The organism is Pantoea sp. Seng, assembly GCF_009829935.1.
GTDB lineage: Bacteria > Pseudomonadota > Gammaproteobacteria > Enterobacterales > Enterobacteriaceae > Pantoea > Pantoea communis.
This window is the reverse complement of record NZ_SZZV01000003.1, coordinates 1-23,887: the sequence shown is the minus strand read 5'-3', so window position 1 is coordinate 23,887 and position 23,887 is coordinate 1. Positions and strand designations below refer to the sequence as shown.

Here is a 23,887-nt window from a genome sequence, read left to right as displayed (position 1 = left end):
CTGAAACCTTAGTTAGACCAGTTGCGGAAACGCAGTGCTGCGGAGCTTGCATCGTCGATACCCACGATGGTTGGCAGCAGCCCAGAAATCACACGGTTCCAACGGGTAATTGGTGTGGCGGTGACGTAGACGATGTCGTACGGCTCCAGTTGGAATTCAGTCCCCATCACCATCGATGCCGCATCTTTGGTGTTCAACTGATAGATGTTGGCGATCTTGGTGCGGTTGGCACCACGAATAGGACGAATAACGAAGACACCGGTAGCATCGGACGTGGTTTGATCCATCCCGGCCGCATTACCCAGCGCTTCGGCCAGCGTCATGCCGCTACGGTCCATTTTCAGCGTGGATTGCTGTTTCACTTCGCCCATCACGAAGACTTTCAGGTCATCGTTACGCGGGACGTAGAGAATATCGCCCGGATACAGCAGATGGTTCTGGCTCAGGTCGCCGTTTTGCATCAGCGCCTGCAGCGAAATGCGCTGCTCTTTGCCCTGGTGCGTCAGCACCACGTTACGCCAGTCTGCATCGGCTGCTAAGCCACCTGCGGCGTTGACGGCATCAAGTACGGTCAACGGCACGTTAGTGATCGCCTGCTGGCCAGAGGTGGTCACCGAACCGGTCACGTAGGTTTTCTGTGAGCGGAAGGCTGCGACGTTGACATCCACCTGCGGGCTTTCAATGAACTGCGCCAGGCGGCGCGCAATTTCAGCGCGGATTTCCGTCACGGTGCGGCCGGCTACACGCACTTTACCGATGTACGGGTAGAAAATCGTGCCATCGGCCTGTACCCAGTTACCGGTGTCACTGGCGCTACGATACTGACCCGCTGGTGTGGTCAGCTCCGGGTGATCCCATACGGTGACGTTCAGCACGTCGCCAATGCCCACGCGATATTCGTAGCTTTGAATTTCGGTCTGCAGTGCCGGGTTGGCCTGCGCAACCAGAGGCTTCGGACGCATCTGTTCAACCAGACGCGGCGTCAGCGGGAAGACGTTGACGTATTTATCGATGTCATAGTTGCTATCCTGTTGCTCAATGACATCTTTTCCGCTAGTGGAAAGGTGCGAACCTGGTTCAATGGTGCACCCGGAGAGAAAAGTTGCGGATACCAGTAAAGGTATCAATTTAATTTTCATTATCATCTGATTCTTCGCTATCAGTTAATGATTGATAGAGGCGAAAACGCCGCTGTGTAGCGTCTTATAAAAAAATAAAACTGACGGGTTAAACACTGAAACTGTGGGTCATTATCATGCGCTCCCTTGGTTTTATGTTGTCACCGTGCCCTGAGACGACATCAATTAAAGTCGGTGATTACCCTGCCGGCAAAGCACCGACTCTATTCAGGCTCGATAATGGCAGTTGTCAGTTAAGGCACTCCCAGCACCGGCATTTCAGACGGGGATAATGATTTCGTCCCCTGCCCTTCTACTCTCAATAAGCGCCATCGCGTTTCAGTACGACACCCACTGTCTTAAACAGGATCGCGATGTCATTCCATAGCGACCAGTTTTTGACATACCACGAATCGAAATAGACGCGCGTTTCATAGTCAACGTCGTTACGACCGCTAACCTGCCACAATCCCGTCATGCCGGGTTTCGCCATCAGGTAATAATCAACATCACCGGCATAACGACAGAGTTCGTCTTCAATCACTGGACGTGGGCCCACCAGGCTCATGTCGCCGCGTACCACATTCCACAGCTGCGGCAGTTCATCCAGACTGGTTTTACGGATGAAGTGGCCAACTTTGGTAATACGCGGGTCATTCTTCAGTTTGAAATCTTTATCCCACTCGGCGCGAGCGACCGGATCGGTGCGCAGGACTTCCTCCAGCACCTCTTTCGAGTTGATCACCATCGAACGGAATTTAAGGCATTTGAATTTACGTCCGTTCAGGCCGACACGTTCATGACCGTAAATCGGTGGGCCGCCATCGCGTCCAACCATAAAGCCGAGGACCAGCAGCGCCGGTGACAGCGCAATAATGATGCTGAGTGCGCCGACGATGTCGAAAGCACGTTTCAGGAAGCGCGAAGTGCGTTTCGCCAGATTATTGTTCACGCGCAGAATCATCACTTCATGGCTGAAGATGTAGGCCATGTCAGTACCATAAAGGGGCACGCCGCGCAGAGTTGGAATCACTGAGACTGAACGGCAGTTATGCATTGCCAGCATTTTCAGCCAGTTGTCACGATGCTGGCTCTGTTCAAACTCCACAGCCACGATGAACTGGGTTTCGCTGTGCGTCAGCTGCCACAGCTCTTGTTCATTGTGCAGTACCGGTACGCCAGAGATGCTGGCCTGCGGGCAACTGCCATCAACATCGAAGAACGCAATGACATCAAACCCCATCACCTCTTCGCTCTGCAGCGCCTGCCAGGCTTCTTCAGCATTGCGGCTACTGCCGATGATGATGGTTTGTTTTTTCCACATACCGAAGTGATTTAGTACGCGTTTAGAGATGGCGCGCGCCAGCGGAATTAATATCAACGCCAGAATCCAGGTGGTCACCCAGACAAAGCGCGACATCTGCCATTGCGATAATGCTGAAATTGACAAATCGATGACAGAAAAAATAAGAATGGTACGAAATATCTCTTTCAGCTCAAACCAGAATGGCTTGCGATAGGTGTAATGACGCAGGCGAACCCAGAACCAGCCTACGCAAATAATCGATAAACAAACGTGGGTGGCGATTTTTAAGTGCAGGTATTTTTCAGATATATCTGCCAGTGGAGAATCTGTGAACGAATTAATCACCGCCAGAGCAATAAACAATGCCGCGTTGAAACAAATTAAATCCGAGCACGCCAGTAAAATTTTAGTGAGGAGACTTTTATATGTAATTTGGTTATCGCGCATATTTAACTCTTTTATTTTATTTCCCTAATCCCTAACGCCTCTGCCCTGTGTAATAAATGAGCGATATATCCACTGCTAACGGGGAGGCAATCTGCGGCAAACGCTCCGGTGTTTATGCCAATTCTCTTTTTAGTAAAGCCAAAGAATTGCAATAAATACCAACAGATTAGTCTGACTTCCCTTGCCACGATTTAGCCCTAATCTGAACGGAGAAAAGCACTTCAGGCACGCTACCGCCCTTGGCTGTCGCTGCCAATACCGCTGCAATCGCATCTATTTTCATCGCATTCACTGAGATTATTCTTAGCCAGCGGCAGGCTAATCCCGTGCACGATCACAATTCATAACATTAAGAAGCTAAACAGCGCGCTATTAACAACTTCGGCGCAGACATTTACTAACACGTTGCTATACTAGTTATTACTGGCTTGTTTACAAGTAGGCCCCGTGTCCCCTGCACTATTTTAGGAAAAAGACTACCAGCCATAAGTATTGATGCCATCCCTTTCAGCCCATTCCTGCGTAAAATTCAGAATAATTCGATACTCACCTTCGGACTGCTTCGCATTAAAAACGTACGCTTGCGCGTGAATATTAGAATTAATCGTCACTATCACGATGCGGTGAAGTTTATCCATACATTCATCTTATCGATGAAATGTACCTTCTCAGAATATGCCTAAAACTCCGGGCAACAGGGTGATATCGCGCGATTTGCCTCATTTGTACCTTGCCTGCTGATTCACTATCATCAGACAAAACGCATTTTCAGACATTCAGGTGATGAAAGCATGATGGAGTGGATCCTCGATCCGTCGCTCTGGGCAGGGTTAGTCACGCTAATCGTTCTCGAGCTGGTGCTGGGTATTGATAATCTGGTTTTTATTGCCATCCTGGTCGAAAAGTTACCGCCTGCGGCGCGTGACCGGGCGCGCGTAATAGGTTTGCTGTTGGCGTTGCTGTTGCGACTGGTGTTGCTGGCATCGCTTTCCTGGCTGGTGACTCTCACGCAACCGCTATTTACCCTGTTCCAGCACAATTTCAGCGCCCGCGATCTATTGCTGCTCTCCGGCGGGCTGTTTCTTCTTTATAAAGCCACGACGGAACTCAATAGTCGTCTGGAAGGCAGCGACGAAGAGAGCGGTCAAAGTAAGAACGGTGCTAAATTCTGGCCAGTGGTCGCGCAAATTGTGGTTCTGGATGCCATCTTCTCGCTTGATGCGGTGATTACCGCTGTAGGCATGGTGAACGAACTGCCGGTGATGATGGCGGCGGTCACCATTGCCATTTTACTCATGCTGCTGGCGAGTAAGCCGCTCACGCGCTTTGTGAATGGTCATCCAACCATTGTGATTCTCTGCCTGAGTTTCCTGCTGATGATTGGCTTCAGTCTGGTGGCGGAAGGCCTCGGCTTTATTATTCCGAAGGGCTATCTCTACGCGGCGATTGGTTTCTCAATCGTGATCGAGATGTTTAATCAGCTGGCGCTGTTTAATCGCCGCCGCTTCCTCACCGCCGGACGCCCGCTGCGCCAGCGCACCTCTGAAGCCGTGCTGCGCATATTGCGCGGTGAAGCCCAGCGTGCCGAACTGGACGCCGATACCGCCTCATTGCTCAGCGACAGTGATGAAGGTGCGTTATTCAATCGCCAGGAGCGGCGCATGATTGCCCGCGTACTCGGTTTAGGGCAGCGGCACATCAGCAGCATCATGACGTCACGCCACGATATTGAGCACATCGATCTGGGTGAAGATCCCGCCGCGATCATGGCTAAGCTGGATAACAATCAGCACACCCGCATCCTGATTACCGAACGCGGGCACGATCCGCTCGGCGTGGTGCATGTGATTGATTTGCTCCATCAGTCGCTGCACAGCCATTCTCTCGATTTACGTGCTTTGGTGAAGCAGCCGCTGATCTTTCCCGAACGCCTGACGTTATTGCAGGCACTGGAGCAGTTCCGCCACGCCCGCACCCATTTTGCGTTTGTGGTCGATGAGTTTGGATCGGTGGAAGGCGTGGTCACCCTGAGTGACCTGATGGAAACCATCGCCGGGAATCTGCCGAATGAAGGTGAGGAGATTGATGCGCGTTATGATATCCAGCCGTTGCCGCATGGAGGTTGGGTGGCGAACGGACATATTCCTCTGGAAGATTTGGCAGCCTATGTGCATTTGCCACTGGATGAGAAACGTAATTACCACACGCTGGCCGGATTATTAATGGACAGCCTGCAACATGTGCCAGAAGAGGGAGAAGAGTTACAGGTAGGGGATTATTTATTGCGCACGCTGCAGGTGGAAAATCATCGGGTACAGAAAGTGGAGATTGTGCCCGCGCCTGAGCTGGCAAGGTAACCAACGCCGTTATGCCCAATCAAACCAGGCATAACGGCATTTTACGTGGATTAAGGTTGTTGTACCGCAGGCTTTTGGCGATCCAGCCACTCGTTAAGGCGCGACTTCGCTTCACTCTGCAACTGCTGGCGCACCACATCGTCAATCGGCAGTGAGTACTGCAAGTTGTTCCAGCCACCGTACATCCGCAGTGGAATTGCCTGGCCATTGAGCAGAGTCGCTAACTTATCGTCGCCTTTCCAGCCGCGCAGCATCATATTGAAGGTGACGTCGAGCTGTTGGTTCACCACATCAACCGTGCCTTTGGTCTGCACTGCCAGCCGGTTACTGCCACCCTGCAGATCTGGCATGACAACCTTGCCCTGATTCAGGCTAATACGACCGCTCAACTGCTGAATCCCCTGTTCGTCCGGCTCATCATTGGTCACGCTATTGCTCACGCGCGCCACGGCACGGCGCACCATCTGTTGCAGATTAAGTTGGGCGAGTTGCAGGTTGGTGGCCTCCAGCTCGGCATTACCCTGCCAGTTACGCTTCGCTTCATCCACGCTCAGGCCCGTGCCGCTGAGATCGCCTTTCAGGGAGACCGTGCCCTGCAAACTCTCCGGCAGTTCCAGCGCTTTCATTAAGGGTGCAATGGCGATGTTTTCGATCTCCGGCTGCAAGGCGACTTTCGTCACCGGCTGGCGGATATCAATGCTGCCCGGGATCGAGAAGTGCCCATCACCAATTTTCCCCTGCAGTTTGTTCAGGATCATCAACCCTTCCTGATTGCTGGCATCGATCTGCAGATTGCTCAGCGTCAATCCGCGCCACACGCTGGAATCCGCATTCAGACTCAGCGTTAAATCCATCAGATTTAACGGCGAGTCAGCGTTGGTACGCGTGCGTGGTTCAGCAATCACCGGCGTGCGCGTCACGCTGGCGTGCTGTGGGGTGCTGTTGTCGCTGGCGGGCGCGCTGGCCATCAGATTATCAAGATTCAATGTCGTGGCGTGTAAAGCCAGATTGAGCTGCTGCGGCAACATTAAACGCCCTTCGGCACTGCCATCCAGCGTGCTGTCGTTGGCCGTCAGCTGCATCTTTTGCAACGAGAATTGCTGTTTATCGGCATTCCACTCACCCTGCCCGCTTAGCGCCCCTTTGATGCCCTGCGGCGGGAGGTTAGCGCCGTCCAGCGTGTAATCCATCTCTTCTATCTGCCCCACCAGCCGATGCGGATACTGCGCCACATTCATCTGCCCTTTAAGGTTGACGCTAACATTACGCTGATTGCGTGAAATGCGCGTGGCGAGTTCGATGCTGGCATTTTTGCTGGCATCCTGATCAAGGTTGAGATTGAGATTACGGAAGTTATATTCATCGCCACCGGGCTGCTGCCAGATCAGCAGACTGTCGGCGAGGCGCAGTTTAGCAATGTCGAATGACCAACCATTGGTGCGCGTCACCACCGGTTCCGCGTCCGTGGGCGCCACCGGTGCACCACTCGGTTTCTGGGCGGCGCTGTCTGGCGTAACACGAATGACGGCATTTTTAAGCATCACCTGGCTGACGCTTAGCTGATGCGACAGTAGCGGCCAGAGGTTGACATCCAGACGCATATTTTCTGCAGTGACCATCGGCTGGCTGGCGCCAGGTGCGGTCAGGCTCATGCGCCCGGCGAGAATACTGAGTTGCGGCCAGACGTGCCAGCGCAGGCCACCACTGACTTCAAGTTGATAACCACTGCGCTGTTCTACCTGCTGTACCATATAGGTACGAAAGTCGTTGGGATTGACCAGCAACACCAGTGCCGTCATGCCCGCCACGACCACCACTAACAGGATGGCCAGCGTCGTTATCACTCTTCTCATAATCCCTCATCACCGTCATTCTTCATGCTGCAGCGGCGTTGGCTGCGTTCATTTACCCCAGTCACACACTGATGCCAGCTACCGGGGATTCACCCTCTTACCGCTTTGCCGCACGTTGAATCATTCAGGCGAACATCAGTCTTTGTCGATACGACTGGCATCGGCACCCTGCTGACCACGATATTTTGCATCTTCGCGGCGGTTATAAGGGCGTGCCGCTGGGCCAGACAACGGTTCAAAGCTCAATGCGCCAATCAACATGCCCGGACGCAGCGCCAGCGGCAGCTTACCGGAGTTGTAGAATTCCAGCACAATGCGGCCCTGCCAGCCTGGATCGATACGGTGTGCCGTCACGTGCACCATCAAGCCCAGACGCGCCAGCGAGGAGCGGCCATCCAGCCAACCCACCAGATCATCCGGAATCGTGACCGATTCCAGCGTCACTGCCAGCGCTAACTCACCCGGATGCAGGAAGAACGCTTCCCCTTCCGGCAGCACAATCTCATCGCTCATTACGCGATCCAGTGCGGCGCTGACTTCGTGTTTTGGACCACTCAAATCAATAAATGGCGCAGTGTGACCACTGAAGGTGCGGAACTGATTGCCGAGGCGCACGTCCACGGTTGCGCCATTAATGCGCTCAACCGGTGGGCGCGGATCAATCGCCAGTTTACCGTTGTCGAGCCAGGCTTCAATGTCGCGATCGCATAATCTCATCGCAGAGTCTCCATGCTTTAAGTGTAGCGAAAGGTCGCCACTGTTGTGACAACCTTCACGCGTCACGTCCATCCGGACGCAGTATTTTCAAAGATATTGGTTAATCTTGGCTTTGAGAATATCGATGGCGATGCGGTTCTTCCCGCCACGCGGCACGATAATGTCAGCGTATTGTTTGGAGGGCTCGATAAACTGCAGGAACATTGGACGCACGGTCTTCTGATACTGGCTCATCACCGAATCCATGGAACGACCACGCTCATTCACATCGCGCTTCATGCGACGCATCAGACAGATATCCAGCGGGGTATCTACGAAGATAGAGAAGTTCATCTCCTGACGCAGACGCGCATCGGTCAGCAGCAGAATGCCCTCAAGGATGATCACTTTTTTCGGCTTAAGATGAATACAGTCACTGGTGCGCGTGTGTTCAACGTAGCTATAAACCGGCAACTCAATATCCTGACCCGCCTTTAACGCGCGCAGATGCTGCAACAGCAGATCGTGGTCCATGGCGCTGGGATGGTCATAGTTGGTTTTCACCCTCTCTTCCATTGTGAGGTGGCTCTGATCTTTGTAGTAGGCATCTTCGGGGATCACACCGATATGCTCGTCACCGACCTGGTCACGGATTTCACGATAGAGCGTGCTGGCAATAAGACTTTTTCCGGATGCGGATGCACCTGCGATGCCAACGATCACGCACTGATGAGACTTGTCAGTCATACTTTTTTAAGACCTGATAACTGGAGCCAATTGAAGCCGAAACCGCAATGGGCCGATTGAGAGGGTTAGTTGGCGGCAATTATAGGTATTTCACCTGTTTGATGCCAGAGAAATGGGCCCGCCGCTTTTCAGAATATCCCCTTTTGCAGCCAGACGCTTAATCGATACACTGTTCTCCTGCCCGAGTTGAGTACCACTCAGGTTGACTCAATAAAGCCCAAGGAAAAATATGAGTTGGAAAACCCTGACCTATTTTGGTGACAGCATGTTGCTGATCCCGACCGCCGTGATTATCGCGCTGGTGTTGCCGTGGAAAAGCGACAACCGTCAAACCGTCTGGTATTGGCTGCTCGCTTTTGGCCTGGCGGGCTTGCTGGTCAGCCTGTCTAAAATTCTGTTTCTCGGGTTTGGCATTGGCAGCGCCAGATTTAACTTCACCGGATTCAGCGGCCACAGCGCCATGTCAGCAACGCTCTGGCCGGTGATGATGTGGCTGGTTTCAGGCCGTTTTCCGACCTTTTGGCGTACACTGACCATTGGTATTGGCTATCTGATCCCGATGATGGTCGGCCTGTCACGGCTGGTGATCCACGCGCACTCCTTCAGTGAAGTGCTCACCGGCCTGATGCTGGGCTTCACGCTGAGCAGCGCCTTCCTTGTCACACAGCGTCGCACCGCATTGAAAGGCTTCAGCCTGGCGCAAGTGTGTGTCGCCCTGCTGGTGCCGCTGGTGTTGATGAGTCATGGCCGCGTGGCCACCACGCAGCAATTTCTTGAACGTTTTTCCGCCCATCTCGCCGGATTAGAAAAACCCTATACGCGTGCCGATCTGTTTCGCGATTAATCTTTTTTTGTCAGGGCCAAAACATTCATTGAATCAGGGCTAAACTAGATTCTGCGCAGACATCTGATGCAGATGTGCTAGCATGCAAAACAGAGAATGATTGGCGCATTTTTCGACCTGTAACGAATGCGCGCTGCTGGATTCGTGCATGACCCTCGAAATATTGACCTCACAGGATCGACCGCAAAGAAAATGGCTCAATGCTCTATTTTTGGGAGCATTAGCCTTTTTACTGACGCTGTTTTGTCTCGAACTTATCGTTGTAAGCGGACGTATTTCCCCGCTTTGGTACTCCACCGCCCTGATGACGGTGGTGGTTTTTCGCGCCCCCTCAAAACATGTTCCGTTGCTGCTGCTCAGCTGTGTGATTGGCACCTCGCTGGCCAATTTAATCGTCATTGGTCCGGCGCTGAGCAACCTTAAATTTGCCATCCTGAATATGCTGCAGGCCATTCTCGGCGGCCTGATGTTGCGCGCGCTGCTGGATCGCAGAAATCCCCTGAATTCGCTGCTCGATTGGGTGCGATTTGCCGTCTGCGCCGGGTTGATTGCGCCGCTGATTGGCGGTGTGGTGGCGGTCTGGATGCTGCAGGTGGGGCATCGTGCGTCGTTGCCCTTCTTTTCTACCTGGGTGATCTCCGAAGTGATTGGCGTGCTGGCATTCGGCCCCGTGCTGTTGTTATGGCCCAACAAGCCGCTGCGTCACTTAATCACCCCCGGTCGTCAGCTGGAAACGCTGCTGACACTGTTCGTCACCCTGCTCGCCAGCTATTTGTCGCTGCGTTTTCTGCCGTGGCCGTTCACCTTTATTGTGGTGATCCTGTTTTGGTGCGCGGTGCGGCTACCGAAGTTCGAAGCCTTTTTACTGTTCTTTCTCAATGCCAGTTTTATCTCCATTCTGCTGGCATTCAGTTTCGTTAACCTGGCACAGACCGGTCTGTTACTCGGCCAGGTCAGCAACTGGTTACCATTCCTGTTAGTGCTGCTACCCAGTCATGTGATGGCGCTGGTGATGGATGCGTTCCAGCGCGAAAAGCATCATATCAGCGAGAAGGAGACCCGCTTCCGCCATGCGATGGAGTATTCGGCGATTGGCATGGCGCTGGTGTCGCCCAATGGCGGCTGGCAGCAGGTCAATCAATCGCTATGTCACACGCTGGGCTTTCCGGCTGACGAGCTGAAAAAACTCACTTTCCAGCAGATTACCCATCCTGATGATCTCAACAGCGACCTGCAACAGCTGGAGCGTTTGGTGGCGGGTGACATCATGAGCTACACCATGGAGAAGCGCTATTTCCGCAAAGATGGCGAAATTGTCTGGGCGCGCCTCACGGTTTCTATGGTGCGCGATGCTGAAGACCAGCCGCTCTATTTTATTGCGCAGATAGTCGATATTTCTGAACTCAAACAGAGTGAACAAGTGAATCGCCGCCTGATGGAACGCATCACGCTGGCTAACGAGGCGGGCGGTATCGGCGTATGGGAGTGGAACCTGCTGAGCGGTGAGATGCTGTGGGACAAGCGCATGTACGAGCTATTTGCGCTCGGTCCGCATCAGGTGCCCACCTATGACGTGTGGTTGCATCTGATAGAACCAACAGAACGCGAAACGGCCGCACTCATCGTGCAGCAGGCGATTGAACAGCGCAGCGCTTTCCAAATGGAATACCGTGTCAATCTGCCCAGTGGCTCGCGCTATGTGCGCACCGAGGCTAACCGCATTCTCAGCCAGGATGGTCAAATCGAACGCATGCTCGGCATCTGTCAGGACATTACACCACTGCGCGCCCTCAACGAAGCGCTATTCCAGGAAAAAGAGCGTATGGCGATCACCCTCGATTCGATTGGCGAAGCGGTGATCAGTACCGACGATGAGATGCGCGTGACCTTTATGAACCCGGTGGCCGAAACGCTGAGCGGCTGGCCTCAGGAAAAAGCGGCGGGAGTGGCGTTAAGCGAGCTGTTAAATATCACGCGCGGTGCTAACGGTCCGCGCGTAGAGAATTTGCTGCTGTGTAACTTGCCGGGCATAAAAACCTCACCCGACCTGGAAGAAGAGCTGGTGCTGCACACGCCGGAGGGTGTGCAGGTAGAGATTCACTACAGCATTACCCCTTTGAAAACCCTCACCGGCGCCAGCATCGGTGCGGTGATGGTTATTCAGGATGTCAGTGAATCACGCAAAATGATGAAACGCCTCAGCTACAGTGCTTCACACGATATGCTGACGCGGCTACCGAATCGCCATAGCTTTGAACAGCAACTCAAACGCGTGGTGAACGATGCTGCGGCCAACAACACTCAGCATGTGCTGGTGTTTATCGATCTGGATAAATTCAAAGCGGTGAATGACAGCGCAGGTCACGCGGCAGGCGACGCGCTGCTACGTGAACTGGCAGAGTTGATGCAAAAGCACCTGCGCAGCAGCGATCTGCTGGCGCGTCTGGGTGGCGATGAATTTGGCGTGCTGCTGCCTAACAGTGACGTTGACCAGGTGCGCGATGTGGTTCAGCGCATTGTCACCTCAGTCAACGAATACACCTTCCTGTGGCACGATCACCCTTATCACGTGGGCGCCAGCGCCGGTATCACGCAGATTGATCAGAACAACTGCATCAGCAATGTGGTGATGTCACAGGCGGATGTCGCTTGCTATAGCGCAAAACATGCGGGCCGTGGTCAATATCACGTTTATCAGGAAGTTCAAATGTGATCATTGCCAGCCCGCGCTGGCTGCGCTAAAGTCGCCCCCTTTTTTCTGGCATGGGGGATAAAATGTTCATTGGATTCGATTACGGCACGGCCAACTGTTCTATCGCAGTGAGCGATAACGGTACACCGCGCCTGCTGACACTGGAGAACGGTCAGCGTCTGCTTCCCTCCATGATTTGTGCACCCACGCGTGAAGCGATCAGCGAATGGCTGCACCGCCATCATCAGGTGCCGACACCGGATACCGAAGGTACCGCGCTGTTACAGCGCGCACTGCGTTACAACCGTGAAGAAGATATCGATGTCACGCCAGGCAGCGTGCAGTTCGGCCTGACCGCGCTGCAACAATATATGGTGGACCCGGAAGAAGTGTGGTTCGTGAAATCACCGAAATCCTTCCTTGGTGCCAACGGCTTAAAACCACAGCAAATCGCCTTCTTCGAAGATCTGGTGTGCGCCATGATGCTGCACATTCGCCAGCAGGGCGAAACCCAACTCGACCGTCCGATTGAGCAAGCCGTGATCGGCCGCCCGATCAACTTCCAGGGCCTTGGCGGCGAAGAGGCAAACCAGCAGGCGCAGGGTATTCTGTTGCGTGCAGCGAAGCGTGCGGGTTTCCGCGACGTGGAATTCCAGTTTGAACCGGTTGCCGCCGGGCTGGACTTTGAAGCAACGTTAGAGAAAGAAACGCGCGTGCTGGTGGTCGATATCGGCGGCGGAACCACCGACTGCTCGATGCTGTTGATGGGTCCAGAGTGGCGCAATAAAACCGACCGCCGCGAAAGTTTACTGGGCCATTCAGGTTGCCGCGTGGGCGGTAACGATCTGGATATTATCCTCGCGTTCAAAACCCTGATGCCTTTACTGGGTCTGGGCGGTAACACGCAAAAAGGCACCGCCCTGCCCGCACTGCCGTGGTGGAACGCGGTGGCGATTAACGATGTTCCGGCGCAAAGCGACTTCTACTCTGCCGCGAGCGGTAAACTGCTGCGCGATTTGATTCGCGATGCAGAGCAAGGTGACAAAGTGGCGCACCTGCTGAAAGTGTGGCAGCAGAAGCTGAGTTATCGTCTGGTGCGTGCGGCGGAAGAGAGCAAAATCGCCTTGTCCGAATTGCCGGAAACCGAAGCGTCGCTGGCGTTTATCGCCCAGTCACTGCAGGCTGATATCAGCGCCACGCAACTGGAAGAAGCCATCAACCAGCCACTGGAGCGCATCCTGGAGCAGGTGCATCTGGCACTCGCCACCTGTGAAACCAAGCCGGAAGTGATCTACCTGACCGGCGGCAGTGCACGTTCGCCAGTGCTGCGTGCGGCATTGCAGCAGGCCTTGCCGGACACGCCAATTGCGGGTGGTGATGACTTTGGCTCAGTGACCGCCGGTCTGGCGCGCTGGGCAGAAGTGATGTTCCGTTAATCGCAACCGCGACCTGCACCCTCGGCCACCGCACAAGCGACTGACTCGCCGGCTGAGGCGAATGGCGTTGTGCCACTATGGGTAAGCGACAAAAAATGGCGGCCACCCTGGCCGCCATTTTCATGTGCATCCGCGAATCAGAAATTAATATTCGCCGCAATGCCACCGACAAACGCATCTTTCACTTCACTCACTGCACCCGGTGCCACCACATACTGCAGGTTCGGACGCAGCTGCAGCCATTTGGTCAGCTGAGCGTTGTAATAGATCTCATAGTTATATTCCGAGCCATCCTGAATCGGCAAATAGGTCGGGCTGTTGAAGTCAGTTTCGCCGTTAGCGTTGTTCTGCTCACGCAGCGAACGGGTATAGGCGCTATTCACGTGGATACGCGCCGCACCGACACCGATTTCATCCTGTGGACGCGCATCAAACGGCCCTTTCCAGGTGAAGCTAATGGACTGGTAGTTGTCGGTTTTCGAGGTTTTGTGGTCGTTCATCACTGCCTGTACCGTCACGCCCAAACCACGGCTGGCGTCACCGCCCTGCGCTGTCAGCTGCTGTTGCAACAGCACGTAGCCACCGTAGGCGTGATCCTGGCTCTGATAAGCGCCATCGCGCCAGCTGCCATAGTTATCGCTGTTGGCTGACGAGTAGTAATACCCGATACGGTAGTTACCCGGCAGTTTGTCGGCACCGAAAGTCGGTTTCCAGCCCAGTTCCACCGGCACCATATTGCCTTCGGAATTGCTGGTGTCGAGACGGAAGCCATCGCCGCGATCGTAGTTGGAACTGTTCTGGTTATAAAAGCCGACCTGGAAGAACACTTCCGGGGTGATGTTGAATTTCACACGGCCGCCCCACTGGGAAACCGGCCAGTTAAACCAGCGATCGCCACGCCAGTTACCCGCCTGACCACTACCAAAGGCCAGGTTCTGGAACTTACTGTCGAAGTTATCGAAGTCTTCACCGACAGTGACACGACCGGCTTTCAGGTTAACCGCGTCATCAAACAAACCTTTGCTCAGCCAGAACTGCGTCAGGCGCCAGGTTTGTCCACGGCCATACACTTCCTGCGTTGAAGAGAGCATGCCCGTGCGACGATCGGCGACCTGATCGGAGATGTTTTGCCCATTACGGTCAGTGATGGTCATCTGGAATTGCGCATCCTGCCAGTTCAGCAGTTTTTCCAGGTCAAAGTTGGCGCCAAACGCCCACTGATCGCTGTAACGCATGGAAGTGTTGGTATCCGCGCCGCCGCCGAGGTTAGAAGCGCTCTCCATGGTGTAGTTGACGTCGAATTTGATGCCGTCTTTTTCCAGCTGCGTTCGGGAACCACCCCAATCGCCGAACATGTAAGGTGAGTCATAGCTGAATGCATCAGCCGCCATTGCTGATGTACTCAACATCGCAAACATCAGGGTGCCCGCTGCCAGACGGGGCATATGCTGCACTGCTTTTTTTCTGTTCATGATCATTATTCTTTTGTGATGTAACGGGAAAGGGTCGAACAGAGGATAGTGCTGGCGCTATGTCAATTTTTGCAAATATGTGCGCACTCATTGGCAGGGTGATAGTTAATTAACGCAACTGTGACAAGGGTCTATGAATGAATATGTTTTTACAGAAATGGCATTTTTTGCATGGCAAAAAAACAAAATAAAGCGGGACGCCGTCGCGTCCCGTGAGGATTACGCCTTACTAGCGCTCGCCAGTTCCTCGATCTCTTGCTTACTCAACTCTAACTCAGTGGCTTTCACCAGTTCGTTAATCTGCTCCAGCGAGGTGGCACTGACGATAGGTGCGGTGATGCTCGGACGAGCAATCTGCCACGCCAGCGCGACCTGAGTCGCTGATGCATCGTGTGAAGCCGCCACATCCTCCAGCGCTTCGACAATGCGCTTGCCGCGCTCGTTAAGATACTTCTCGACGATGCCCTGCCCGCGTTTACTCTTGCTGGCATCTTCCGGCTTTTTGTATTTGCCGCTCAGGAATCCGCTGGCCAACGAGTAGTAGTTGATCACGCCGAGGCCATTTTTAACCGCCACCTGCTCCAGCCCACCTTCATACTCCTGGCGGTCATACAGGTTGTATTCTGGCTGTAGCGTTTCATAGCGCGCCAGCCCCTCTTTTTTGCTGATATCCAGCGCTTCCTGCAGGCGTTTTGCGTTGTAGTTGGAGGCGCCAATTGCACGCACTTTGCCTTCTTTAATCAGCGAATCAAAGGCTTTCAGTGTATCGACCAGCGGCGTATCCTGGTCGTCGCGGTGCGCCTGATAGAGATCGATCACATCGGTTTGCAAACGACGCAGCGAATCTTCCACTGCCTGACGGATGTAAGCCGGTTTTAGCCCGGTTTTCTCCGGAGACAGCTCCATCCCCACTTTCGTCGCCAGCACGATACTGTCGCGCTTGCCGCTTTTTTTCAGCCATTTACCAATGATGGTTTCAGACTCGCCCCCTTCATTACCGGGAGCCCAGCGCGAATAAACGTCCGCGGTATCGATAAAGAACAGCCCTTTTTCCACCAGCGCGTCGAGCAGTGAGAACGAGGTTTTCTCGTCGACTGTCCAGCCGAAAACGTTGCCGCCAAAAGTGAGAAGCGGAACCTGAATACCACTGTCGCCAAGCTGACAGGTTTTCTGTTGACTCATTTTGTTCTCCTTATTGAAACGAGACATGACTGCCTTTGAGCTTAGCAAAGGAAATCGCTGCGCTTATGCGTTTTCCTGCCAAAATGTTTACACAATATGAATACTTAGCCCGCTAGCGGAGATATTCTTAATTCCTTCAATTTTTGCCCGGCCCGGGCGTCTACAATCATTTCGTTTGCGAAACGGCCATTTTGCTTTCGCATTTGGGGAATACGAAACCGCTGGAGAGCACGCAAGCAGATGAACAGTCGACTGAAAACAAGCCTGATAACACTTGTCGCGATCGCCGCAGTCGCGGGCGGATATTACTGGTGGCAGCATCCTGCGGAACCGAGTAAGCAGCCGCAAGCCGAAGGCCAGCAGCATCATGGCCGCGGCGCAGGCGGCGCAAATCGCCGTCCTTTAGCACCGGTGCAGGCCGCTGCTGCAACGACCCAGAGCGTGCCCTACTATCTCAGCGGGCTTGGCACCGTCACCGCCGCCAATACCGTGACGGTTCGCAGTCGCGTTGATGGCCAGCTGATGGCTCTACATTTCCAGGAAGGTCAGCAGGTGGCAGCGGGTGCACTGCTTGCCGAAATCGATCCCCGCCCGTATCAGGTGGCGTTGATTCAGGCACAAGGCCAGCTGGCAAAAGATCAGGCCACGCTGGCCAATGCACGCCGCGATCTCAGTCGCTATGAAAAACTGGCGAAAACCTCACTGGTGTCGCAGCAGGAACTAGACACGCAACGCTCGCTGGTGAGTGAAACGCTGGGCACGATTAAAGCCGATGAAGGCAACGTCGCCAGCGCGCAGCTCAATCTCACCTACAGCCGCATTACCGCGCCGATCTCCGGTCGCGTGGGCCTGAAGCAGGTCGATGTCGGCAACTACATTACGTCCGGCGATACCACTGGCCTGGTCGTGATCACTGAAACCCATCCGATTGACGTGGTGTTTAGCGTCGCCGAGAACAACATCAGCCAGATCCTCAAGGCACAAAAAAGCGGCCAGCCGCTGATAGTCGAAGCCTGGGATCGCAGCAACAAAACCCTGCTCACCAGCGGCACCCTGCTCAGCCTAGATAACCAGATTGATGCCACTACCGGCACCATCAAACTCAAAGCGCGATTTGATAATCAGGATGACACGCTGTTCCCCAATCAGTTTGTGAATGCGCGTCTGAAAGTGGACACGCTGCAGGATGCGGTGGTGATCCCAACGGCTGCGCTACAAATGAGCAACGACGGTCACTTTGTCTGGGTGGTCAACAGCGAAAACAAAGTGAGCAAGAAGCGCGTAACGGCGGGCTTGCAGGACAGCCAGAAAGTGGTAATCAGCGCCGGGCTCGACGCCGGTGAGCGCGTGGTCACTGACGGATTGGATCGTCTGACCGAAGGTGCCACCGTTGAAGTGGTATCACCGCAAAGTACCGCCACACACAGCACACGCGCCGCCCAGCCTGCGCGCGGAGAGCGTCAATAATGGAGGTGATGCCTAAGGACAGCAGTGGCGGCCCGTCACGCCTGTTTATTCTGAGACCGGTGGCGACCACGCTGCTGATGATTGCCATTCTGCTGGCGGGCGTGCTCGGTTACCGCTTTCTGCCGGTATCGGCGCTGCCCGAAGTGGATTACCCGACGATTCAGGTGGTCACGCTCTATCCCGGCGCCAGCCCGGATGTGGTGACGTCCTCGATTACCGCCCCGCTTGAACGTCAGTTCGGCCAGATGTCAGGGCTGAAGCAGATGGCATCGCAGAGTTCCGGTGGTGCCTCCGTGGTGACCTTGCAGTTCCAGCTTTCACTCTCTTTGGATGTCGCCGAGCAGGAAGTACAGGCGGCGATCAACTCTGCCACCAATCTGCTGCCCAGCGATCTGCCCAACCCGCCGGTCTACAGCAAGGTCAATCCTGCCGACCCACCGATCATGACGCTCGCCGTCACCACCACCAGCATGCCGCTGACCCAGGTGCAGGACATGGTGGAGACGCGTGTGGCGCAGAAAATTTCGCAGGTGACCGGTGTGGGCCTGGTGACGCTGTCCGGCGGGCAACGCCCAGCTGTGCGCGTGAAAATGAACACCCAGGCACTGGCCGCGTTAGGCTTGACCAGCGAGACGGTGCGCACCGCGATTACCAACGCCAACGTCAATTCCGCCAAAGGTAGCCTGGATGGCCCAACGCGATCGATTACGCTGGCCGCCAACGATCAGATGACCTCCGCCGAGGATTACCGCAAGCTGATCATCAGCTATAACAACGGTGCGCCAGTGCGTCTTGGTGATGTTGCCTCCATTGAACAAGGTGCGGAAAACAGCTGGCTCGGGGCCTGGGCTAACCGTCAGCAGGCGATTGTGCTCAACGTACAGCGCCAGCCGGGTGCCAATATCATTGCCACCGCTGATAGTATTCGTGCAGTGCTGCCCTCACTTACCGCCACACTGCCCAAATCGGTAGACGTGAAACTGCTCACCGACCGCACCACCAATATCCGAGCATCAGTAGCGGATACGCAGCACGAGCTGATGCTGGCGATTGGTCTGGTGGTGATGATCATCTATCTGTTTCTGCGTAACGTGCCTGCCACCATCATCCCGGCCGTGGCAGTACCGCTGTCGCTGGTCGGGACGTTTGCGGCCATGTATTTCCTCGGCTTCTCGATCAATAACCTGACGCTGATGGCACTCACCATTGCCACCGGCTTTGTGGTCGACGATGCCATCGTGGTGATCGAGAACATCTCGCGCTATATCGAAAAAGGCGAAAAGCCGATGACGGCGGCGCTGAAGGGCGCGGGTGAAATCGGCTTTACCATTATCTCCCTCACCTTTTCGCTGATTGCGGTGCTGATCCCGCTGCTGTTTATGGGCGATGTGATTGGTCGCCTGTTCCGTGAGTTTGCTGTGACGCTGGCGGTGGCGATTCTGATCTCAGCCGTGGTGTCGCTCACGCTCACGCCGATGATGTGTGCACGCATGCTTAGCGCCGAATCGCTGCGCAAGCAGAACCGCTTCTCGCGAGCCAGTGAAGCGATGTTTGATCGGGTGATTGCCGGTTATGGCCGCTGGCTGACCCGCGTATTGCAGCATCCGTGGATCACACTGTCGGTGGCGCTCGGCACGCTGCTGCTGACGGTAGTGATGTGGATTGCTATACCGAAAGGCTTCTTCCCGCAGCAGGACAACGGCATTATTCAGGGCACCTTGCAGGCGCCGCAGTCGGTGTCGTACAGCAGCATGGCGGAACGCACGCGCGATGTGGCGTCGATCATCATGAAAGATCCGGCGGTGCAGAGCATGACGTCATTTGTCGGCGTCGATGGCACCAATGCGGCACTGAACAGCGCGCGTTTGCAGATCAACCTTAAACCGCTCAGCGAGCGTGATGACCGCATTCCGGCGGTACAGAAACGCCTGCAGCAAGAGATTGATAAAGTGCCTGGCGTCTCACTGAGGCTGCAGCCGGTGCAGGATCTGACTATTGAAACCCAGGCGAGCCGCACGCCGTACCAGTTCACGCTGCAATCGGGCTCGCTGGAATCACTCAGCACCTGGGTACCGAAGCTGCTGGCACAACTCAATAGCTTACCGCAGCTGCGTGACGTCAGCAGCGACTGGCAGGATCAGGGGCTGGAAGCCTTTATCCGTGTCGATCGTGACAGTGCCAGCCGCCTCGGCATCACCATGGCGGATGTCGATAACGCGTTGTATAACGCTTTCGGTCAACGATTGATCTCCACCATTTATACTCAGGCCAATCAGTATCGCGTGGTGCTGGAGCAGAACAATGAGCAAACGCCGGGCCTGGCCAGTCTCGACGGTATTCGCCTGGCCAGTACGGACGGCGGCAGCGTGCCGTTGAGTGCCATCGCACAGATCGAAGAGCGTCATGCGGCGTTGAGCATTAACCACCTCGATCAATTCCCGTCAGCCACCTTCTCGTTTGATGTCGCCGAAGGCTATTCACTGGGCGAAGCGGTGAAAGCCATCAGCGCAGCCGAAGATCAGGTCGGCATGCCCGCCGAAATGATGACGCAGTTCCAGGGCAGCACGCTGGCGTTTGAAGCGGCGCTCACCAGTACCGTGTGGCTGATTATTGCGGCGGTGGTGGCAATGTATATCGTGCTCGGCGTGCTGTATGAGAGCTTTATCCATCCGATCACTATTCTCTCCACACTACCGACGGCGGGCGTGGGCGCGTTGCTGGCGCTGATGCTGAGCGGCAACGAGCTGGATATCATCACCATCATCGGCATTATCTTGCTGATCGGTATCGTGAAGAAAAACGCCATCATGATGATCGATTTCGCGCTGGCCGCCGAGCGTGAGCAAGGTATGGCACCACGTGAAGCGATCTATCAGGCCTGTTTACTGCGTTTCCGTCCGATTCTGATGACCACGATGGCGGCACTGCTCGGTGCCTTGCCATTGATGTTGAGCACCGGTGTTGGCGCAGAGCTGCGTCATCCGTTAGGTATTGCCATGGTCGGCGGCTTGATCCTCAGCCAAATCCTGACGTTGTTTACCACGCCAGTGATCTATCTGCTGTTTGACCGACTGGCCCACGCAACGCGCCGTCGCTTTAAGCGTTCCGAGGCGCAGCCGTGAAGTTCTTCGCGCTGTTTATCCATCGGCCAGTGGCGACCACGCTGCTGACGCTGGCAATCGCGCTGGCCGGTATTCTCGGTTTCCGTCTGCTGCCAGTCGCTCCGCTGCCGCAGCTGGATTTTCCGGTGATCGTGATTACCGCTTCGCTGCCCGGTGCGTCGCCGGAAACCATGGCTGCTTCGGTCGCCACGCCGCTGGAACGTTCGCTGGGGCGCATTGCCGGTGTCAGTGAGATGACCTCCACCAGTTCTCTCGGCAGCACGCGCGTGATTCTGGTGTTCGATTTTGACCGCGATATCAACGGTGCCGCGCGTGACGTGCAGGCCGCCATCAACGCCGCCCAAAGCCTGCTGCCGACCGGCATGCCAAGCCGTCCCACCTATCGCAAAGCCAACCCATCGGATGCACCGATCATGATCCTGACGCTGACCTCGGACATTTATAATCCCGGTCAGCTGTATGATTACGCCTCAACGCAACTGGCGCAGAAGCTGTCGCAGATTCAGGGCGTTGGTGATGTCACCGTGGGCGGCAGTTCATTGCCTGCGGTGCGCGTCGATCTTAATCCGCAGGCGCTATTTAATCAGGGCGTATCACTGGATGCGGTCCGTACTGCCATCAGCAATGCCAACCAGCGCCGTCCGCAAGGGGCGATTGATGATGTGCAGCAGCGCTGGCAGGTACGTACCAACGATGAGCTGCAAACCGCCAGCGAATATCAGCCGCTGGTGGTGCATTACAGCAACGGCGCGGCGGTCCGCCTAAGCGATGTGGCTAACGTGCAGGACTCGGTGCAGGACGTGCGCAACGCCGGGATGACCAATGGCAAACCGGCCGTGCTGCTGGTGGTGCGCAAATCGCCGGATGCCAATATCATCGAAACCGTGGATCGCATCCGCAGCGAGATGCCGCTGCTGCATGAGGTGATCCCCGCCGCCATCGATTTACAGATCGCTCAAGACCGCTCCCCCACCATTCGCGCCTCGCTGCAAGAAGTGGAGCAGTAATTGATGATTGCGGTGGCGCTGGTGATTCTGGTGGTGTTTGTGTTCCTGCGCGACGGCCGTGCCACCCTGATCCCGGCCGCCGCCGTGCCGGTTTCGCTGATTGGCACCTTTGCCGCCATGTATCTGTGTGGATTCAGCCTCAACAACCTCTCACTGATGGCGCTGACCATCGCCACCGGGTTCGTGGTCGATGATGCGATTGTGGTGCTGGAAAATATCGCGCGTCACGTTGAAGCGGGGATGAAACCGCTACAGGCGGCGCTAACCGGCGTGCGCGAAGTGGGCTTTACCGTGCTGTCGATGAGTCTGTCGCTGATTGCCGTGTTCCTGCCACTGCTGATGCTGGGCGGCATTATCGGGCGCTTCTTCTCGGAATTTGCCATCACGCTGTCGGTGGCGATCCTCATCTCGCTGTTTATTTCGATTACGTTGACGCCGATGATGTGCGCCTACCTGCTGAAGCCGCAGGAAAAGCGCAGCCAGCCGCGCACGCGGGGTTTTGCCAAAGTGATGCTGAGCGTGCAAAACGGCTACGCGCGCTCGCTGGGTTGGGTGCTGAATCATGCCATCTGGGTGCTGATGCTACTGCTCGCCACCGTCGGGCTGACGGTGTATCTGTTTATCTCGATCCCCAAAACTTTTATGCCGGAACAAGACACCGGCCGCTTAAACGGTTTTATCTCGGCGGATCAGAGCATTTCGTTCCAGGCGATGCGTGGCAAGCTGCAGGACTTTATGAACATCATCAAAGCCGATCCGGCGGTGGATAACGTCACCGGCTTTACCGGCGGTTCGCGTACCAACAGCGGATCGATGTTCGTGTCACTTAAGCCGCTGTCGGAACGCAGTGAAAACGCGCAGGAGGTGATTGCCCGCCTGCGCACCAAGCTGGCGAAAGAGCCCGGCGCTAACCTGTATCTCAATGCGGTGCAGGATATTCGCATCGGCGGACGTGAATCTAACGCCAGCTACCAATACAGCCTGCTGTCGGATAATCTCGCCGACCTGCGTGAGTGGGAGCCGAAAATTCGTCAGGCGTTTGCCGCGTTGCCAGAACTGGTGGACGTGAACTCCGATCAGCAGGACAAAGGCAGCGAAATGGATCTGACCTACGATCGGGAAAGCATGGCGCGGCTGGGTATTGAAGTCTCGGTCGCCAATGCGCTGCTGAACAACGCCTTTGGTCAACGGCAAATCTCCACCATTTACCAGCCGCTCAATCAGTACAAAGTGGTGATGGAAGTCGATCCGCGCTACACCCAGGATATCAGCGCCCTCGATCAGATGTTCGTGATCAACAGCGATGGCAAAGCCATTCCGCTGAGCTGGTTCGCCAAATGGCAACCAGCTAACGCGCCGCTGTCGGTCAACCATGAAGGTCTGTCGGCCGCCTCAACGATTTCGTTCAACCTGCCGGAAGGTGTGTCGTTATCTCAGGCTTCAGCCGCCGTTGAACGCACCATGACGGCGCTCGGTGTGCCCTCCAGCGTACGCGGCAGCTTTGCCGGTACGGCGCAGGTGTTTGAGCAGTCACAATCCAACCAGCTGTATCTGATGCTAGCGGCGATTGCGGCGGTGTATATCGTGCTGGGGATTTTGTATGAGAGCTACGTGCATCCGCTGACCATTCTTTCCACCCTGCCTTCGGCCGGCGTGGGCGCGCTGCTGGCGCTGGAATTGTTTAATACGCCGTTCAGTTTGATTGCGCTGATAGGGATATTGCTGCTGATTGGCATCGTGAAAAAGAACGCCATCATGATGGTGGATTTCGCGCTGGAGGCACAGCGCAACGGCAATCTCAGCGCGCGTGACGCCATTTTCCAGGCCTGCCAGATGCGTTTCCGCCCGATTCTGATGACCACGCTGGCAGCGCTGTTTGGCGCACTGCCGCTGGTGCTGACCAGCGGCGACGGTGCCGAACTGCGTCAACCGCTGGGCATCACTATTGCCGGCGGCCTGGTGATGAGTCAGCTACTCACGCTCTACACCACACCGGTGGTGTTTCTGATGATGGATAAGCTGAGTCGGCGTAAAAAAGCGGCATTGATTACCGAATGACCATGCTATACACCTTTGCTACATAGCATAAAGCGAGTAAACTTTATCCAGTCACTATGAAGGAGGTTTATATGTCTCAAGGT

13 protein-coding genes and 1 pseudogene are annotated in these 23,887 nt (G+C 55.2%); 7 read left to right on the top strand and 7 right to left on the bottom strand.

What is annotated here, in order from left to right; translation table 11 throughout:
• Window positions 1–8 precede the first annotated feature (8 nt).
• Together FD737_RS03335 and wbaP are read right to left on the bottom strand one after the other, a co-directional pair.
• Window positions 9–1,139, bottom strand: coding sequence for a polysaccharide export protein (locus FD737_RS03335; protein WP_153012318.1), 1,131 nt, complete (start codon window positions 1,137–1,139; stop codon window positions 9–11).
• A 298-nt stretch (window positions 1,140–1,437) separates the two neighbouring features.
• Window positions 1,438–2,871 carry an undecaprenyl-phosphate galactose phosphotransferase WbaP gene (gene wbaP, locus FD737_RS03330; RefSeq protein ID WP_160832698.1) on the bottom strand — a complete coding sequence of 478 codons (1,434 nt, stop codon included), beginning with the start codon at window positions 2,869–2,871 and terminating at the stop codon, window positions 1,438–1,440.
• A 791-nt stretch (window positions 2,872–3,662) separates the two neighbouring features.
• On the opposite strand from wbaP, the gene FD737_RS03325 reads away from it, so the two are divergent.
• The gene (locus FD737_RS03325) at window positions 3,663–5,228 is read left to right on the top strand and encodes a TerC family protein (protein WP_160832697.1); all 1,566 of its coding nucleotides are present in this window, start codon (window positions 3,663–3,665) and stop codon (window positions 5,226–5,228) included.
• Window positions 5,229–5,278: 50 nt separating this feature from the next.
• Here the strand turns inward: FD737_RS03325 and asmA are convergent, their stop codons facing one another.
• From asmA to udk, 3 genes are all read right to left on the bottom strand, one after another.
• A complete protein-coding gene (gene asmA / locus FD737_RS03320; protein WP_160832696.1) occupies window positions 5,279–7,081 on the bottom strand; it encodes an outer membrane assembly protein AsmA in 1,803 nt (600 codons plus the stop codon).
• Window positions 7,082–7,216: 135 nt separating this feature from the next.
• Complete coding sequence (gene dcd / locus FD737_RS03315) at window positions 7,217–7,798, bottom strand: dCTP deaminase (protein ID WP_034824828.1); 582 nt, start codon at window positions 7,796–7,798, stop codon at window positions 7,217–7,219.
• A gap of 87 nt (window positions 7,799–7,885) precedes the next feature.
• Window positions 7,886–8,524, bottom strand: a complete 639-nt coding sequence (gene udk / locus FD737_RS03310; RefSeq protein WP_034824830.1) for a uridine kinase — start codon at window positions 8,522–8,524, stop codon at window positions 7,886–7,888.
• 229 nt (window positions 8,525–8,753) lie between these two features.
• On the opposite strand from udk, the gene FD737_RS03305 reads away from it, so the two are divergent.
• The 3 genes from FD737_RS03305 to yegD all read left to right on the top strand — a co-directional run bounded on the left by FD737_RS03305 (window position 8,754) and on the right by yegD (window position 13,496).
• Window positions 8,754–9,368, top strand: a complete 615-nt coding sequence (locus FD737_RS03305; RefSeq protein ID WP_160832695.1) for a phosphatase PAP2 family protein — start codon at window positions 8,754–8,756, stop codon at window positions 9,366–9,368.
• Window positions 9,369–9,516: 148 nt separating this feature from the next.
• Window positions 9,517–12,081, top strand: a complete 2,565-nt coding sequence (locus FD737_RS03300) for a diguanylate cyclase (RefSeq protein ID WP_160832694.1) — start codon at window positions 9,517–9,519, stop codon at window positions 12,079–12,081.
• A 62-nt stretch (window positions 12,082–12,143) separates the two neighbouring features.
• Window positions 12,144–13,496 carry a molecular chaperone gene (gene yegD / locus FD737_RS03295; RefSeq protein WP_160832693.1) on the top strand — a complete coding sequence of 451 codons (1,353 nt, stop codon included), beginning with the start codon at window positions 12,144–12,146 and terminating at the stop codon, window positions 13,494–13,496.
• Window positions 13,497–13,633: 137 nt separating this feature from the next.
• Here the strand turns inward: yegD and FD737_RS03290 are convergent, their stop codons facing one another.
• On the bottom strand, window positions 13,634–14,974 hold the full coding sequence (locus tag FD737_RS03290; RefSeq protein WP_034824836.1) for a carbohydrate porin: 1,341 nt from the start codon (window positions 14,972–14,974) through the stop codon (window positions 13,634–13,636).
• A gap of 213 nt (window positions 14,975–15,187) precedes the next feature.
• Entirely contained in the window at window positions 15,188–16,150 is a 963-nt protein-coding gene (locus FD737_RS03285) for an aldo/keto reductase (RefSeq protein ID WP_160832692.1), read from the bottom strand.
• 240 nt (window positions 16,151–16,390) lie between these two features.
• On the opposite strand from FD737_RS03285, the gene FD737_RS03280 reads away from it, so the two are divergent.
• From FD737_RS03280 to mdtC, 3 genes and pseudogenes are all read left to right on the top strand, one after another.
• Window positions 16,391–17,617: an MdtA/MuxA family multidrug efflux RND transporter periplasmic adaptor subunit gene (locus FD737_RS03280; RefSeq protein WP_160832691.1), complete on the top strand. Its 1,227-nt coding sequence runs from the start codon at window positions 16,391–16,393 to the stop codon at window positions 17,615–17,617.
• Window positions 17,617–20,739: an MdtB/MuxB family multidrug efflux RND transporter permease subunit gene (locus FD737_RS03275; protein ID WP_160832690.1), complete on the top strand. Its 3,123-nt coding sequence runs from the start codon at window positions 17,617–17,619 to the stop codon at window positions 20,737–20,739. The genes FD737_RS03280 and FD737_RS03275 overlap by 1 nt, the downstream gene beginning before the upstream one ends.
• A pseudogene (mdtC, locus tag FD737_RS03270) lies at window positions 20,736–23,804 on the top strand (multidrug efflux RND transporter permease subunit MdtC). The gene FD737_RS03275 and the pseudogene mdtC overlap by 4 nt, the downstream one beginning before the upstream one ends.
• The last annotated feature ends 83 nt before the right edge of the window (window positions 23,805–23,887 follow it).